The following is a 13,753-nucleotide window of genomic DNA, read 5'->3' as shown; positions in this document are numbered from 1 at the left end:
TATTGAAAAAGATGGCAGGCGCGGCTAGCCTTTGTCAAGCAGTAGTTGCACGGGAGGGGGACATGACGGCAGCAGCGGGCGACGGCACCGTGGCCAAGGCGCTGGAGGTGCTGGACCTTGTGGCCGGGTTCGGCCACCCGGTGCGCTTCTCCGACCTGCTGGACCACAGCCCCTACCCCAAGGCCACGCTTTACCGGTTGCTGCAAACGCTGGTCGCCCAGCGCATGTTGTCCTTCGACCCAGACCGCAGCACCTACACGCTTGGCTTGCGCCTTGTGCGTCTGGCCCATGCCGCGTGGGACCAAAGCGCGCTTGCCCCCATCGCGCGGCCGCATCTGGACGTGCTGTCCGCCGAAGTGGGTGAAACCGTGCATCTGGCGCAGATGGACCACGCGCAGGTGCTGTATGTCGACAAACGCAATGCCCGCGATCCGATCCCGATGTATTCCCAAGCGGGCAAGGTCGGTCCGGCCTATTGCACGGGCGTCGGCAAGGCGATGCTGGCCTATCTGCCAGAGCGCGACCTGCCCGGCATCCTGTCGCAACAAAGCTGGCACCCGTTCACGCCCAAAACCGTGACCAGCACCGCCGCCATGATGCAGGAACTGGCCACGATCCGCGCGCGCGGTTTCGCCTTTGATGACGAGGAACACGAACCCGGCATCATCTGTGTCGCCGTGCCCATCCTGTCCACGGGCGGCGCGGTGCTTGGCGCGCTCTCCGTCACCTCGACCACGGCGCGCACCACGCTGGACAATCTGGCCCAGCTTGCCCCGCGCATCACCCAGATCGCCCGCACCATCGGGCAGGAAACCACGAATTGGCGCTTTCCAGAGGAAACCGCCCATCCCAACCGCAAGAGGGCCTGATCCATGTCCGGCGTCGAACTGTCGAATGTCATCAAGAAATACGGCGAAACGCAGGTCATCCACGGGGTGAACCTGCAAATTGATCCGGGCGAATTCTGCGTCTTCGTCGGCCCCTCGGGCTGTGGCAAGTCCACCCTGCTGCGCATGATCGCGGGGCTGGAGGAAACCACCAGCGGCCAGATCCAGATCGGTGCGCGCGATGTCACACGGCTGGACCCGGCGCAGCGCGGCGTGGCGATGGTGTTCCAGACCTACGCGCTTTACCCGCATATGACAGTGGCGGAAAACATGGGCTTTGGCCTGAAAATGAACGGCCACCCCAAGGCAGAGATTGCCGAAAAAGTCGCCCGCGCCAGCGAAATCCTGCGCCTTGACGACTATCTGACCCGCAAGCCCAAGGCGCTGTCAGGCGGCCAGCGGCAGCGCGTGGCCATCGGGCGCGCCATCGTGCGCGGGCCGGAGGTGTTCTTGTTCGATGAGCCGCTCTCGAACCTTGATGCCGAATTGCGGGTCGAAATGCGCGTGGAAATCGCCCGACTGCACCGCGAACTGGGCGCAACCATGATCTACGTCACCCATGACCAGGTCGAAGCGATGACGTTGGCCGACAAGATCGTTGTGTTGCGCGCTGGGCGCGTGGAACAGGTCGGCGCACCGCTGGACCTGTATCGCGACCCCGACAACCTGTTTGTCGCGGGCTTTATCGGGTCGCCCGCGATGAACCTGTTGCCCGCCACCCGCACCGAGGGCGGTCTGTCGGTGCCCGCGCTGGGCGGCGCGACCATCGCCGCGCCCATCCCCGGCCACGCACCCGACAAGCTGATCGCAGGCTTCCGCCCCCAAGACATTGCCATCACCGAAGGCGACAGCCACACGGTCGAGATGACAGAGGCGCTGGGCGGCGTGTCCTACATCCATTGCGCGGCTCCCGGCCAAGCGAAGCTGGTGCTAGAGGCGCGCGGCACCCATGTCGAGCGCCCCGGCGCGCGCGTGGGCCTGACCCCGGACGCAAGCGCGCTCTATCTGTTCGACGCGGAAACCGGGCGGCGCGTGCGCTAACCTTCAGGGGCAACAAAGGGCGTGGTGTCGCCCTTGGGCCGGTCCTCGTCCGGGCGTTCGCCCCGGATCAGGTAAATCACCTGTTCGGCCACCGATGTCGCGTGATCGCCCATGCGTTCGATATTCTTGGCAATGAAATGCAGGTGCATACAGGTCGTGATGTTGCGCGGGTTTTCCATCATGTAGGTCAGCAGCGACCGGAACAGCGCGTTATAGTCTTGGTCCACGTCCAGATCACGGGCGCGCGCGGCCTCTGCTAGGTCCGCATCCTTGCGAATCGTCGCATCCAGCGCGTCCGACAGCATGGACACGACAATCCGCCCCATCCGCCGCAACGCCAGCACCGAATGCTCTATCGGCGCTGCATCGGCCAGCGCGGCATGGCGCTTGGCGATGTTCTTGGCATAATCGCCGCAGCGTTCCAGATGGGTGCTCATGGCCATGACCGCCAGCACCATGCGCAAATCGCGCGCGGCAGGGGCACGCAGCGCCAGAATGCGCGCGGTCTCTTCCTTGATCGCGGCATCCATCGCATCAATCGCGCGGTCGCCGGTGCGCACCTTCTCGCTCAGCGACAGATCGCGGGTTTCCAGCGCGCGCAACGCGTCCGTGATGGCGGTTTCGACCAGCCCCGCCATCCGCATCAGCCGCATCTGCACCCCTTCAAGGTCTTGGTCGAAGGACGAAACGATGTGCTGCGCGGCCATGGCGCTTAGCCAATCCGGCCGGTGATATAGCTTTCCGTGCGCGGGTCGCTGGGGTTGGTGAAAATCGTGTTCGTGTCGTCATATTCCACAAGGTTGCCCAAGTGGAAGAACGCGGTTTTCTGGCTGATCCGCGCCGCCTGCTGCATGGAGTGCGTCACGATCACGACCGAGAATTGCTCTTTCAGGCTTTCGATCAGGTCTTCCACCTGCGCGGTCGCAATCGGGTCCAGCGCCGAGCACGGCTCGTCCATCAGAAGCACTTCGGGCTTGGTGGCCACGGCGCGGGCAATGCACAAACGCTGCTGCTGCCCGCCCGACAGGCCGGTGCCGGGGGTGTGCAGGCGGTCCTTCACCTCGTCCCACAGCGCGGCGCCACGCAGGGCGGTTTCCACCACCTCGTCCAGCTCTGCCTTGTTGCGGGTCATACCGTGGATTTTCGGGCCATAGGCCACGTTGTCATAGATCGACTTGGGAAAAGGGTTCGGCTTTTGGAACACCATGCCAACCTTGGCGCGCAGCTGCACCGGGTCGATGCGGCGGTCGTAAATATCCTCGCCGTCGATCTTGATCTGACCTTCCACGCGGCAGATGTCGATCGTGTCATTCATGCGGTTCAGGCAGCGCAGGAAGGTGGATTTCCCGCAGCCGGACGGACCGATAAAGGCGGTCACGGCGCGGTCCACGATATCGACACTCACATCCTTGATGGCGTGGGTGTCGCCGTAGTAGACTTGCACGTTATTGGCCGTGATCTTGATGTCGGTCTGGTCCAGTTTCGATGCTTGGGTCGGGGCGTCATACATGACTTTGTTCCTTTGGGTGCCGTGATCGGGTCAGGCGACAGGGGTTTACCAGCGGCGCTCGAACCGGCGGCGCAAGAGGATGGCAAGCAGGTTCATGGCCAGAAGGAAAACCAGCAAGATGATGATACCGCCCCAGGCCTTTTCGTAAAAGGCATCGTCAGAGCGCGCGGCCCATGTGTAGATCTGCGCGGGCATGGCCGAATTCGGGTCCATGAAGGCGGAGACCAGCCCATCGGGGTATTCGCGGGCCACGAACCCCACCATGCCGATCAGCAACAAGGGTGCGGTTTCGCCCAAGGCCTGTGCCAGCCCGATGATGGTGCCGGTCAGAATGCCGGGCATGGCCAACGGCAGAACATGGTGGAACACCGCCTGCATTTTCGACGCGCCCACGCCCAGCGCCGCATCGCGAATGGACGGCGGCACCGATTTCAGCGACGCGCGGGTCGAGATGATGATGGTCGGCAGCGTCATCAGCGTCAGCACCAGACCGCCCACCAGCGGCGCCGATTGCGGCAGATGCGCGAACTGGATGAACACCGCCAGTCCCAGAATGCCGAACACGATGGACGGCACGGCAGCGAGGTTGGAGATATTCACCTCGATCAGGTCGGTAATGCGGTTCTTGGGCGCGAATTCTTCCAGGTAGATGGACGCGGCGACGCCAATCGGCAGCGACAGGAACAGCACCACCAGCATCATGGCGAATGACCCGATCACGCTTGCCCCAAGGCCCGCGCCGCCGGGGTTGTCCACGCTCGAATCCTTGCCGGTGATGAAGGTCCAGTTGAACTGGGATTGGATGATCCCGGCCTCTTTCAACTCGTCCGCCAGGTCCAGGTCGGCCAAGGTCAGAAAGCGCGAATCGGTCACGTTCTCGCGCAGAAGCCGCCCCTTGAAATATCCGTCAATCCGCGAGGCGGTGGGCAGGTTGAAGGTCACGGGCTGACCAAGCTGGTCCTCGTTCGCGCGGTAAAAGCTGCGGATGGTGGCACCGGGCTGGCCGATGATACGCTCGATGCTCTCGGGGTCGAACTCTGTCGTCAGCCCACGCTCGCGCAGCTCTGCGGTGAAGGCCGCGTTGAAAATATCGGCATAGGCGCGGGTCTTGAACAACTGGCCCTCGGCCTCGGCATATTGCTCTTGGCTGAGCGTCAGCTCAACCTGCACCATGTTGGCCGAGAATGCCGGCAAGCCGGAGCGGATGATCGACACGGCCAGCACAACCAGAAAGGTCAGGCCCGCCAGAATGGCGACCATGCCGTAAACCTTGAATCGGGCTTCGGCGGCGTTGCGCTTCTTGGTCTGCGCATCGACCGTCAGCAAGGAACGATGGCGCTTGGCACCTTCATGCGTGGCGTCGGTCATTCGTACTGCTCCCGGTATTTGCGCACGATATACAAGGCGAACACGTTCAGCCCCAGTGTGATGACGAACAACGTCATGCCCAGAGCGAAGGCGACCAGCGCTTCGGGCGAGGCGAAATCGCTATCGCCCGTCAGCTGCGACACGATCTTTGCGGTCACGGTCGTCATGGCGTCGAATGGGTTCATCGACAGGCGCGCCGCGGCCCCTGCCCCCAGCACGACGATCATCGTCTCTCCAATCGCGCGAGAGGCGGCCAGCAGGATCGCGCCCACGATCCCCGGCAGCGCGGCGGGCAGCACGACCTGGCGAATGGTTTCGGACTTGGTCGCGCCCAGCCCCAGCGACCCGTCGCGCATGGCCTGCGGGACCGCGTTGATAATGTCATCCGACAGCGAACTGACGAAAGGGATCAGCATGATGCCCATGACCAGCCCCGCCGTCATCACCGCGGTGCCCGACTGCATCCAGCCGATACCCTCGTCGCCAAAGACCCGCATCAGCATCGGCCCGACCGTCAGCAGCGCGAACAGGCCGTAGACGATGGTCGGAATACCGGCGAGGATTTCCAACAGCGGTTTCGCCGTGCTGCGCACCGCCTTGCTGGCGTATTCCGACAGGTAGATCGCCGCGAAAAGGCCAATCGGCACCGCGACCGTCAGCGCGATGATCGAGATATAAAGCGTGCCCCACAGAAGCGGCCAGATGCCCAGCTGCGAATTGCCCTGGAAACTGGGCGACCATGTCAACGAGCCAAAGAAGTCGGACGCGGGGTAGATGCGGAAGAATTCGACCGTGTTGAACAAGAGCGACAGCACGATCCCGATCGTGGTCAGGATGGCCAGAGACGCGGCGGCGATCAGCAGCACCCGGACAGACCCCTCCACCACGTTGCGCGCGCGAAACTGTGGCGCGGTCTCGCGCAGGCCATAGACCAGACCGCCCAAGGCGATCAGCAGCACAAGGGCGGTCATCGCCATGCCGCCGGTCGCGTTCATCGCGCGGTAGGATTGCGCGGCCTGCAAGATGGGTTGCGTGATCGCAGAGGTGACGACCTGACCCGCCTCTTGCAACCGCGCGGTCAGGTCGACGGGGTCCACCTGCGCGCTGGCGGCCATATCCGCCGACATCGTCCCGTTGGCGACAAGCGCGCCGATCCCGTCCGCCGTGCGGCGCACTTCGGCCATGACCAGACCGACGGAACTGCCCTCGGGCACGATGCCGTCGGGCAGTTGCCCGGAAATCTGCGACGAGACAAAGATCGGCTGCGCGATCAGCCAGATGGCCAGAACCAGGAAGGACGGAACCAGCGTCTTGATGGCGACATTGCTGCCGTAATAATTCGGCAAGGAATGCAGCTTGCGGCTGTCGCCCCCGGCAGACCCCAGCGCGCGGCTGCGGCCAAGGACATAACCGCCTGCGCCCAGCGCCAGCACGATCAGAACAAGCCAAATTACAGGCATAAGCCCCCCGATCCTTGGTTCCGTCTTTGCCTTCTGAAAGCGAGGCAGGCCTTAACCGAAATATCCTAAAAGGAAAACGGGGCGGCGGAATATGCCGCCCCGACCATGCGCACAGGGTCGCAGATTACATGCCACCGCCCATGACGGTTTCATTCTCGATAGTGGCCTGAACCTCTGCCAGCTCGGGGTCGGACACCAGGCCGTAATTGGCCAGCGGGCCGTTCGGGCCGGCGATTTCATCGGCCATGAAGAACTGGGCGTATTCCTTCAGGCCGGGGATCACGCCGATATGCGCCTTCTTGATGTAGAAGAACAGCGGGCGCGAAACCGGGTAGTCACCCGACGCGATGGTCGCGGTCGACGGCGCAACGCCGCCCATGGTGGCCACTTTCAGCTTGTCGGTGTTGTTCTCGTAGAACGCCAGGCCGAACACACCGATGCCGTTGGTATTCGCGTCGATGCGGGCCAGCGTTTCGGTGTAGTCGCCGTCAATATCGACCGATTTGCCATCGGTGCGCACAGCCATGCAAGCGGCTTCTGCGTCATCTTCCGACAGGCCGGCTTCCATCATGGCCGCCATCTGGCCGGTGTCTTCGCAGCCTTGCAGCAACACGTTTTCTTCGAACACTTCGCGGGTGCCGTGCTTGGTGCCGGGGATGAAGGCGGCGATCTCTACCGCGGGAAGATCGGCATTCACGTCGGCCCAAGTGATGTTGGGGTTGGCAACGATGGCACCGTCAACGACGATGTTCTCGGCCAGCGCCAGGAACCAGTCGGACGGGGTGAAGGCGGTAAAGGCCGGACCGTCGATCTGGCTTGCGAACACGATGCCGTCATAGCCGATGCGCACTTCGATGATGTCGGTCACGCCGTTCGCGGCACAGGTCTCGATCTCGCGCTCGCGAATGGCGCGCGAAGCGTTCGCGATGTCGATGGTGTTCTCGCCGACACCCTCGCAGAAACGGGCCAGACCCGAGGACGAACCGCCCGATTCGACAACCGGGGTCGGGAAGTCGGTGTTGTCGCCGAACAGCTCTGCCACGATCGAGGCATAGGGCAGCACGGTGGACGACCCTGCGATCTGCACGTTGTCGCGCGCAACGGCGGCGCCAGCGGTCAGTGCCAGAATGGCGGCGGCGGAGGTGGTGATGGTCAGCTTGGACATGGTAACTCCTTAGCATTCGCTTTGGACCGGTCATCCGATCTCGGATTTGCGAGTAATCCGATTCTGCTACGCTTCTACGACAGTTACATGACAGTTTTGTAACAGGCCGGGCGCGATCTATGACCAGCGCACGACAAGCGGACGCAAGGCCACCCGCGCCCGCAATCGCTGCCCCAGCAGATACATGCCCGCGATCTTGCGATGCAGGAACAACATCTCTGCCGGGGGAACATGCCAGAAATCGCGTGCTTGCCCCAGTTCGGCCCCCTCGCGCAGGATGTCCTCGACCAGCGTGGCATTGCCGAAATCATAGGGGCTGTCTTGCCGCAAGGGTGCGCTCGCCTTTTCGGCCAGATCAAGGATCAGGTCGCGGCGGGCCTTGGGCACATCGCCCCGGAAATAGCCGATCCGCTCCATCAACATGGCCATGCGGCCCCGGTCCTGCGCAAGGATCGCGCGCAACAACTCGCGGTAAGCCTGTGCATCCAGCGGGGCAATGTCGCGGGTCGCGCCGAAATCCAGAAGCACGATCCGGCCATCGGGGGCCAAACGGTAATTGGCGAAATTGGGGTCGGTCTGCATCTGGCCCAGATCGAACAGCTCGCGCAGGGTCAGGGTAATCAACTGCTCCATGGCGGCATCGCGCGCGGCTTGCGGCTGACCCGCCAAGGTGTCGATAGGCTGGCTGTCGATATAATCCATGGCCAGCACCTGCGGCGTGGTCAGATCATCCCAGACCTTGGGCACGATGAAGGCATCGCCCAAGGCCGCCCGGAATTGCGACAGCGCGCGGGCTTCGCGCTGATAGTCGGCCTCGTCATGCAGTTGGGCGCGGGCGGCGGTCAGGAACGGCGTGACATCGACGTCGCGCGGCAAGACACCGGGCAGCCGCATCAGGCGCCCCAATGTGGCGATGTCGCTATCGATGCTGCGCGCAATGCCGGAGAACTGAACCTTGATCGCCAGATCGCGCCCGTCGCGGGTGACGGCGCGGTGCACTTGCCCGATGGACGCCGCCGCCAAGGGCCGCACATCGAACCGCTGGAAGCGCTTGGGCCAATCCGGCCCCCATGCACGGGCCAAGACCTGTTTAAGCTGCCCGGGCGGCATGGCGGGCGCATTGGCCTGAAGCTGCGCCAAGGGCGCGCTGAATTCGGGCGGCAGCGCCAGCCCGCTATCCATGGATAACATCTGCCCCAGCTTCATCGCCGCCCCGCGCAGGGCCGACAGCCCGCCCGCGACCCGCAGCGCATTCGCGGGGGTAAGAGCCGCGCGGCCCAGATCGGCCCCCTGCCCGCGCAACACCTGACCGGCCAAGCCCATGACGGTCGCCCCGGCGAACCCGGTGGCGACACCACCCACCCGCAGCGAGCGGGCGAAGGCAGAGGCAGGAACGGAGCGCGCGCGGTCTGTCATGCGCTGGAAGATGGCGCGGCCCGCCCGAATGTCGAGCAGGCTGTTTTCAAATTGCGCTGCGCAAGAGATGCGTTCAGGGGGCTTTGCCCCCGTCGCGCTGCCGCGCGACTCCCCCAGGATATTTGTGCAAGGATGAAAGCATGAAAAAAACCCCGGCCCGGGGGGCGAGGGGTTTTGAAAGTGGCGCGGTTGACGGGGCTCGAACCCGCGACCCCCGGCGTGACAGGCCGGTACTCTAACCAACTGAGCTACAACCGCGCGATAGGGGGCAATTACGCAATAGGGCGGGCGGCGTCAAGCGCAAAGCCGCGGGTTTTTTACGCTCGCGTTACGATTTGCGCGGGAAGCTGCGGCGCAGGGTCAGCCCGGCCAGAACCGCGAGGTAGACAAGATCGGCCACAACAAGCGTGACCCATGTGTGCAGGAACAAAAGCCCGACAAAGGCGCTGGCGCCCACCAGCACCCAGATGGCGTGGCGGCGCGCGATACGGATGGCCTTGAGCGAGGGGGTGGGAAGCCGCGAGATCATCAGTAGACCCACGCCGCCGAGGTAAAGCGCTACAGGGATTGCGAGCGCCGCCGCGTCGATCCAGCCCGCAAGCCCGAGGTAAACAGGCAGCAGCCCCAACATCGCCCCGGCCGGTGCGGGCACGCCCACGAAATGGCGGATCATGCCGCCTTCGGGCGTGGCGCGCGACAGGTTGAAGCGGGCAAGGCGCAAGCAGCCACAGACTGCGAAGATCAGCACGAAGACCCAGCCAAAGCCCGCCGTCAGCCCATCGAGCGCGTAGCCATATACCAGGATGCCCGGCGCGACGCCGAAGCTGACGAAGTCGGCGAAGCTGTCGAGTTCCGCGCCGAAGCTACTGGCCGCGTTCAGTTTGCGGGCCAGAAGCCCGTCCAGCCCATCTAGGATGGCCGCGAGGATAATCAGGCCCGCCGCCAGTTCGAACCGTTCGGCAAAAGTATAGCGAATCGCGCTCAGCCCCGCGCACATGCCAAGGATCGTGACCACGTTGGGCACAAGCTGCACAAGCGAGAGGCTGTCACGTTGCATCAGCGCACACCTGCCATGCGGCGCGGTTCCGAACTGGTCAGGTCCGCGATCACGGTTTCGGCAGAGATCATGGTTTGCCCCAGCGCCACCAGCGGCTCCACCCCGTCGGGCAGGTAGACATCGACGCGAGAGCCGAAGCGAATCATCCCGAAACGCTCGCCCGTCTGCATCTCTTGTCCCTCTTTCACCTCGCACAGGATGCGCCGCGCCACGAGGCCCGCGATCTGCACCACGCCGATCTTGCGGCCGTCCGCCATCTCTATCGCCAGCCCGTTGCGCTCGTTATCGACGGACGCCTTGTCGAGCGACGCGTTCAGGAATTTACCGGGACGATAGGCAATCTTGGTGATCCGCCCCGCGATCGGCACGCGGTTCACATGGCAGTTGAAGACATTCATGAACACCGACACGCGGGTCAGCGGTTGGTCGCCCATCTCCAACTCGGCGGGCGGCACGGCGGGTTCAATCAGGGAAATGACACCGTCGGCGGGGCTGACAAGCAGGCCTTCGCGCAGGGGCGTCTGGCGGTCGGGGTCGCGGAAGAAATAATAGCACCAGACCGTCAGGCCCAGACCAATCCAGCCCAAGGGTTCCCACATGATGAACAAAGCCACCGTGACCACGCCGAAAATGGCCAGGAACTTGTGGCCTTCGCGGTGGATGGGCTTGATGACGGTAGAGAGCATATCGGCGGCCATGGTTTGCCTTTCCTAGATCGGATCTATGTCGCCCTGCGCGCGCAAGGCATGAAACTCGGTGACGAATGCGTCCAGCCGCCCGTCGGCAATCGCCGCGCGCAGGCCCGCCATCAGGCGCTGGTAATAGCGCAGGTTATGCCATGTCAGGGCCATGCCTGCGATCATTTCATCCAGCCGGACCACATGGTGCAGATAGGCGCGGCTATAATTCGTGCAGGCGGGACAATCGCAGCCCTCTTCCAAGGGGCGCGGGTCGTCGCGGTGGCGCGCGTTGCGCAGGTTGACCGAGCCGCGCGCGGTCCACGCCTGCCCGGTTCGGCCAGAGCGCGTGGGCAGAACGCAGTCGAACATGTCGACACCGCGTTGCACCGCGCCGACAATGTCATCGGGCTTGCCCACACCCATCAGGTAGCGCGGCTTGTCTTCGGGCAACTGGCCGGGCGCGTAATCCAGCACGCTGAACATCAGCTCTTGGCCTTCGCCCACGGCCAGCCCGCCAATGGCGTAGCCGTCAAAACCGATCCCGCGCAACGCCTCGGCGCTTTGCGCGCGCAGGTCCGGATAGACCGAACCTTGCTGTATACCGAACAGCGCATATCCGGGCCGGGCGCCGAAAGCATCGCGCGAGCGCTGCGCCCAGCGCATCGACAATTCCATCGACGCGCGCGCCGTGGCCTCATCCGCGGGAAAGGGCGTGCATTCGTCGAAGGCCATCACGATATCCGACCCAAGCAAGCGCTGGATCTCCATCGAGCGCTCGGGCGTCAGCATATGACGAGACCCGTCTATGTGGCTGGCAAACTGCACGCCATCTTCCGTCAGCTTGCGCAGATTGGCGAGGCTCATCACCTGGAACCCGCCCGAATCCGTCAGGATGGGGCGATCCCAATTCATGAACTTGTGCAACCCGCCTAGCGCCGCGATCCGCTCGGCGCTGGGGCGCAGCATCAGGTGATAGGTGTTGCCCAGCAGAATATCGGCCCCGGTTTCGCGCACCTGTTCGGGGAACATGCCCTTCACGGTCGCGGCCGTCCCCACGGGCATGAAGGCCGGCGTGCGGATGTCGCCGCGCGGCGTCTGGATGCGGCCTTGCCGCGCGCGGCCATCGCGGGCCTCTATCTGGAATGCAAATCTCATGGCGCCACGCTTTGCCGCAAATCCGGTGTTTTGCCAAGGGAAAGCGCGTGTCTTTCATCTTGCCCAAATATCCCGGGGGAGCGTGGCGCAGCCACGCGGGGGCAGCGCCCCCGGCGGCGACTACCGCAAGCGCCGCAGGTAGACGTAATACGCCCCCGACCCGCCATGCCGCAGATGCGCCTCGCGCAATTCCAGCACCGCGCCCGCCAAGGGGGCCATGCGCAGCCATTGCGGCACGTCATGTTTCAGCGCACCTCGGCGGCGCGGGATCGGTCCGTCATCCTCGACCTGTCGTCCCTTGCCGGTAATCACCAGAACCAGCCGCAGCCCTTGCGCCTGCGCGCGTAGGATAAACCCGTTCAGCGCGGCATGGGCCTGCGCCAAGGTCATGCCATGCAGGTCAATCCGCGCTTCCGGGTCCAGCTTGCCCCGCGTCATGCGCTGGAAACGGCGTTTGTCCATGGCAACGGGGGCGCTGGCCAAAGCTTCGGACAAGGGGCGGGCCAAATCATGCGCGGGGGCCGCAGCACTGCCCGTGGGTTTCAAGCGGCGTGGGGATTTAGGAGCTGCGGGCAAACCCGGTGCGCGCGGCGCGTCGAGCGCAGGCACATCCGGAACCGGGTCGAAAATATGGGCCAGATCGGTTTTCAGGGGGCGGGCGGATTTGGCCACCCGCGACCATAGCTCGCGATCCTCGGGGCTGAGCGCATTGCGCTTTTTGCGCGACATGCGCCCCTCCCTTGGCTGATATCAATCGCCCGTGGCGACCAGTTTCCAGTTCGGGCTGTCCGACGTCATGTCACGCGCAAAGGTCCAGACGTCTTTCTGGCGCTTGATCGCGTTCGGATCGCCATCGACCAGCTCACCACTGTCAGCCTTGCGCACCGCTTGCGTCAGCTCGCCCACAAAGCGCATCGTGATCTCGCCTTCCTTGGTGGCCTCGTCGAAACTTGCTTCGACGATCTCGATCTCGCGCAGGCCCACGAAGGTGGCATCCACCACCAGCCCCTCGCGCTCGCGCATCTGCACAACCTCGTCAAAGCTGTTGAACACGTCACGCGACAGGAAGGGCAGGATCGATTCCATATCGGCGGATTCGAACGCCATCAGGATCATCTCGTAGGCGCCGCGTGCCCCTTGAAGGAAATCGCCCACGTTGAATTGCGGATCGACCGCTTTCATTCGGGCCAGCGCCTTGGCGCTGTCGGACCCTTCGGGCACGTGATCGGTAATGTCGGTATCCGGGCCGCCCTCGATCACCTCGAACGCAGGCTTGCGGCCCATGGCCGAGGCCGGCGCATCGCGCGGCACAGGCGGCTTTTCGAACCCGTCACGCGTGCCAAGCACGGCGCGCAACCGCAGGATCAGGAACACGGCGATGCCGGCAAGAACGAGTAGTTGGATCACGGCGGGGTCCATTGTTACCTCTGCCAAGGGTTGGTATGGCTTAACTCGTGCATATGTAAGGTGGCGACACGGGCAAGTCCACCACAAGCGGCCCGATCCTTGGTCAAAGAGGGGTAGACATGCCGATATTGCTGGCCTTTCTGGCGATTCCGCTGCTGGAAATCGTGCTCTTCGTTCAACTGGGCGGGGCGCTGGGCGTTCTGGGCACGCTTCTTGAAATTTTCGCGAGCGGGGCGCTTGGCGTCTTCCTGATGCGGCTGGAACCCTACCGCAACGCCACTGACATTCGCGCGGCGTTGGCCCAAGACCGCAGCCCCGCCAGCCCCATGGCGCATTCCGCGCTGCGCATGATCGCGGCGGTTTTGCTGGTCATTCCGGGCTTTCTGACCGATGCGGTCGGCCTATTGCTGCTGATCCCGGTGGTGCGCATGTTGGCCCTGCGCCGGGTGGTGGTGCAAACCCGGCCCAGCGCGCGCGATGACATCATTGATGGCGACTACACCGCGGAACCAGACCCCGAGCGCGACCGCCTGCCCCCCGACCCGCGCCAATACCGGGATTGAGGCGCTGGGGCCGCGCTGCTAAACACCCTCGCAATTCGAAAATA

General features: G+C 64.0%; 14 protein-coding genes and 1 tRNA gene. 3 read left to right on the top strand and 12 right to left on the bottom strand.

Annotated features, from left to right (window positions below):
- Positions 1–62 precede the first annotated feature (62 nt).
- Positions 63–869: an IclR family transcriptional regulator gene (locus tag J1C52_RS04920; protein WP_227426812.1), complete on the top strand. Its 807-nt coding sequence runs from the start codon at positions 63–65 to the stop codon at positions 867–869.
- A 3-nt stretch (positions 870–872) separates the two neighbouring features.
- Entirely contained in the window at positions 873–1,928 is a 1,056-nt protein-coding gene (locus J1C52_RS04915) for an ABC transporter ATP-binding protein (RefSeq protein ID WP_227426811.1), read from the top strand.
- Here the strand turns inward: J1C52_RS04915 and phoU are convergent.
- The 12 genes from phoU to J1C52_RS04855 form a co-directional block, all read right to left on the bottom strand.
- A complete protein-coding gene (phoU, locus tag J1C52_RS04910) occupies positions 1,925–2,635 on the bottom strand; it encodes a phosphate signaling complex protein PhoU (protein WP_227426810.1) in 711 nt (236 codons plus the stop codon). The genes J1C52_RS04915 and phoU overlap by 4 nt on opposite strands.
- A 5-nt stretch (positions 2,636–2,640) precedes the next feature.
- Entirely contained in the window at positions 2,641–3,438 is a 798-nt protein-coding gene (pstB, locus tag J1C52_RS04905) for a phosphate ABC transporter ATP-binding protein PstB (RefSeq protein ID WP_227426809.1), read from the bottom strand.
- A 45-nt stretch (positions 3,439–3,483) separates the two neighbouring features.
- Positions 3,484–4,806 carry a phosphate ABC transporter permease PstA gene (pstA, locus tag J1C52_RS04900; protein WP_227426808.1) on the bottom strand — a complete coding sequence of 441 codons (1,323 nt, stop codon included), beginning with the start codon at positions 4,804–4,806 and terminating at the stop codon, positions 3,484–3,486.
- A complete protein-coding gene (pstC, locus tag J1C52_RS04895) occupies positions 4,803–6,266 on the bottom strand; it encodes a phosphate ABC transporter permease subunit PstC (protein ID WP_227426807.1) in 1,464 nt (487 codons plus the stop codon). Before pstC ends, pstA begins: the two co-directional genes overlap by 4 nt.
- A gap of 124 nt (positions 6,267–6,390) precedes the next feature.
- The gene (locus J1C52_RS04890; RefSeq protein ID WP_227426806.1) at positions 6,391–7,431 is read right to left on the bottom strand and encodes a substrate-binding domain-containing protein; all 1,041 of its coding nucleotides are present in this window, start codon (positions 7,429–7,431) and stop codon (positions 6,391–6,393) included.
- A 117-nt stretch (positions 7,432–7,548) separates the two neighbouring features.
- On the bottom strand, positions 7,549–8,847 hold the full coding sequence (locus J1C52_RS04885) for an ABC1 kinase family protein (protein WP_227426805.1): 1,299 nt from the start codon (positions 8,845–8,847) through the stop codon (positions 7,549–7,551).
- Between the two features lie 181 nt (positions 8,848–9,028).
- Positions 9,029–9,105 (bottom strand) — tRNA-Asp (locus tag J1C52_RS04880).
- A gap of 70 nt (positions 9,106–9,175) precedes the next feature.
- Positions 9,176–9,904 (bottom strand): CDP-diacylglycerol--serine O-phosphatidyltransferase, encoded by a 729-nt coding sequence (gene pssA / locus J1C52_RS04875; protein WP_227426804.1) that lies wholly within the window; start codon positions 9,902–9,904, stop codon positions 9,176–9,178.
- The gene (locus J1C52_RS04870) at positions 9,904–10,602 is read right to left on the bottom strand and encodes a phosphatidylserine decarboxylase (protein ID WP_227426803.1); all 699 of its coding nucleotides are present in this window, start codon (positions 10,600–10,602) and stop codon (positions 9,904–9,906) included. The genes pssA and J1C52_RS04870 overlap by 1 nt, the downstream gene beginning before the upstream one ends.
- A gap of 12 nt (positions 10,603–10,614) precedes the next feature.
- Entirely contained in the window at positions 10,615–11,739 is a 1,125-nt protein-coding gene (gene tgt, locus J1C52_RS04865; protein WP_227426802.1) for a tRNA guanosine(34) transglycosylase Tgt, read from the bottom strand.
- A gap of 120 nt (positions 11,740–11,859) precedes the next feature.
- The gene (locus J1C52_RS04860) at positions 11,860–12,468 is read right to left on the bottom strand and encodes a Smr/MutS family protein (protein WP_227426801.1); all 609 of its coding nucleotides are present in this window, start codon (positions 12,466–12,468) and stop codon (positions 11,860–11,862) included.
- Positions 12,469–12,489: 21 nt separating this feature from the next.
- Positions 12,490–13,158 (bottom strand): Tim44/TimA family putative adaptor protein, encoded by a 669-nt coding sequence (locus tag J1C52_RS04855; protein ID WP_227426800.1) that lies wholly within the window; start codon positions 13,156–13,158, stop codon positions 12,490–12,492.
- Positions 13,159–13,265: 107 nt separating this feature from the next.
- On the opposite strand from J1C52_RS04855, the gene J1C52_RS04850 reads away from it, so the two are divergent.
- Complete coding sequence (locus J1C52_RS04850) at positions 13,266–13,709, top strand: FxsA family protein (protein WP_227426799.1); 444 nt, start codon at positions 13,266–13,268, stop codon at positions 13,707–13,709.
- Positions 13,710–13,753: the final 44 nt, after the last annotated feature.

This window comes from Roseibaca sp. Y0-43, assembly GCF_020667835.1.
Taxonomy (GTDB): Bacteria; Pseudomonadota; Alphaproteobacteria; order Rhodobacterales; family Rhodobacteraceae; genus Roseinatronobacter.
Note: the sequence above shows the minus strand (reverse complement) of the source record. Positions and strands in the feature narration are given on the sequence as shown.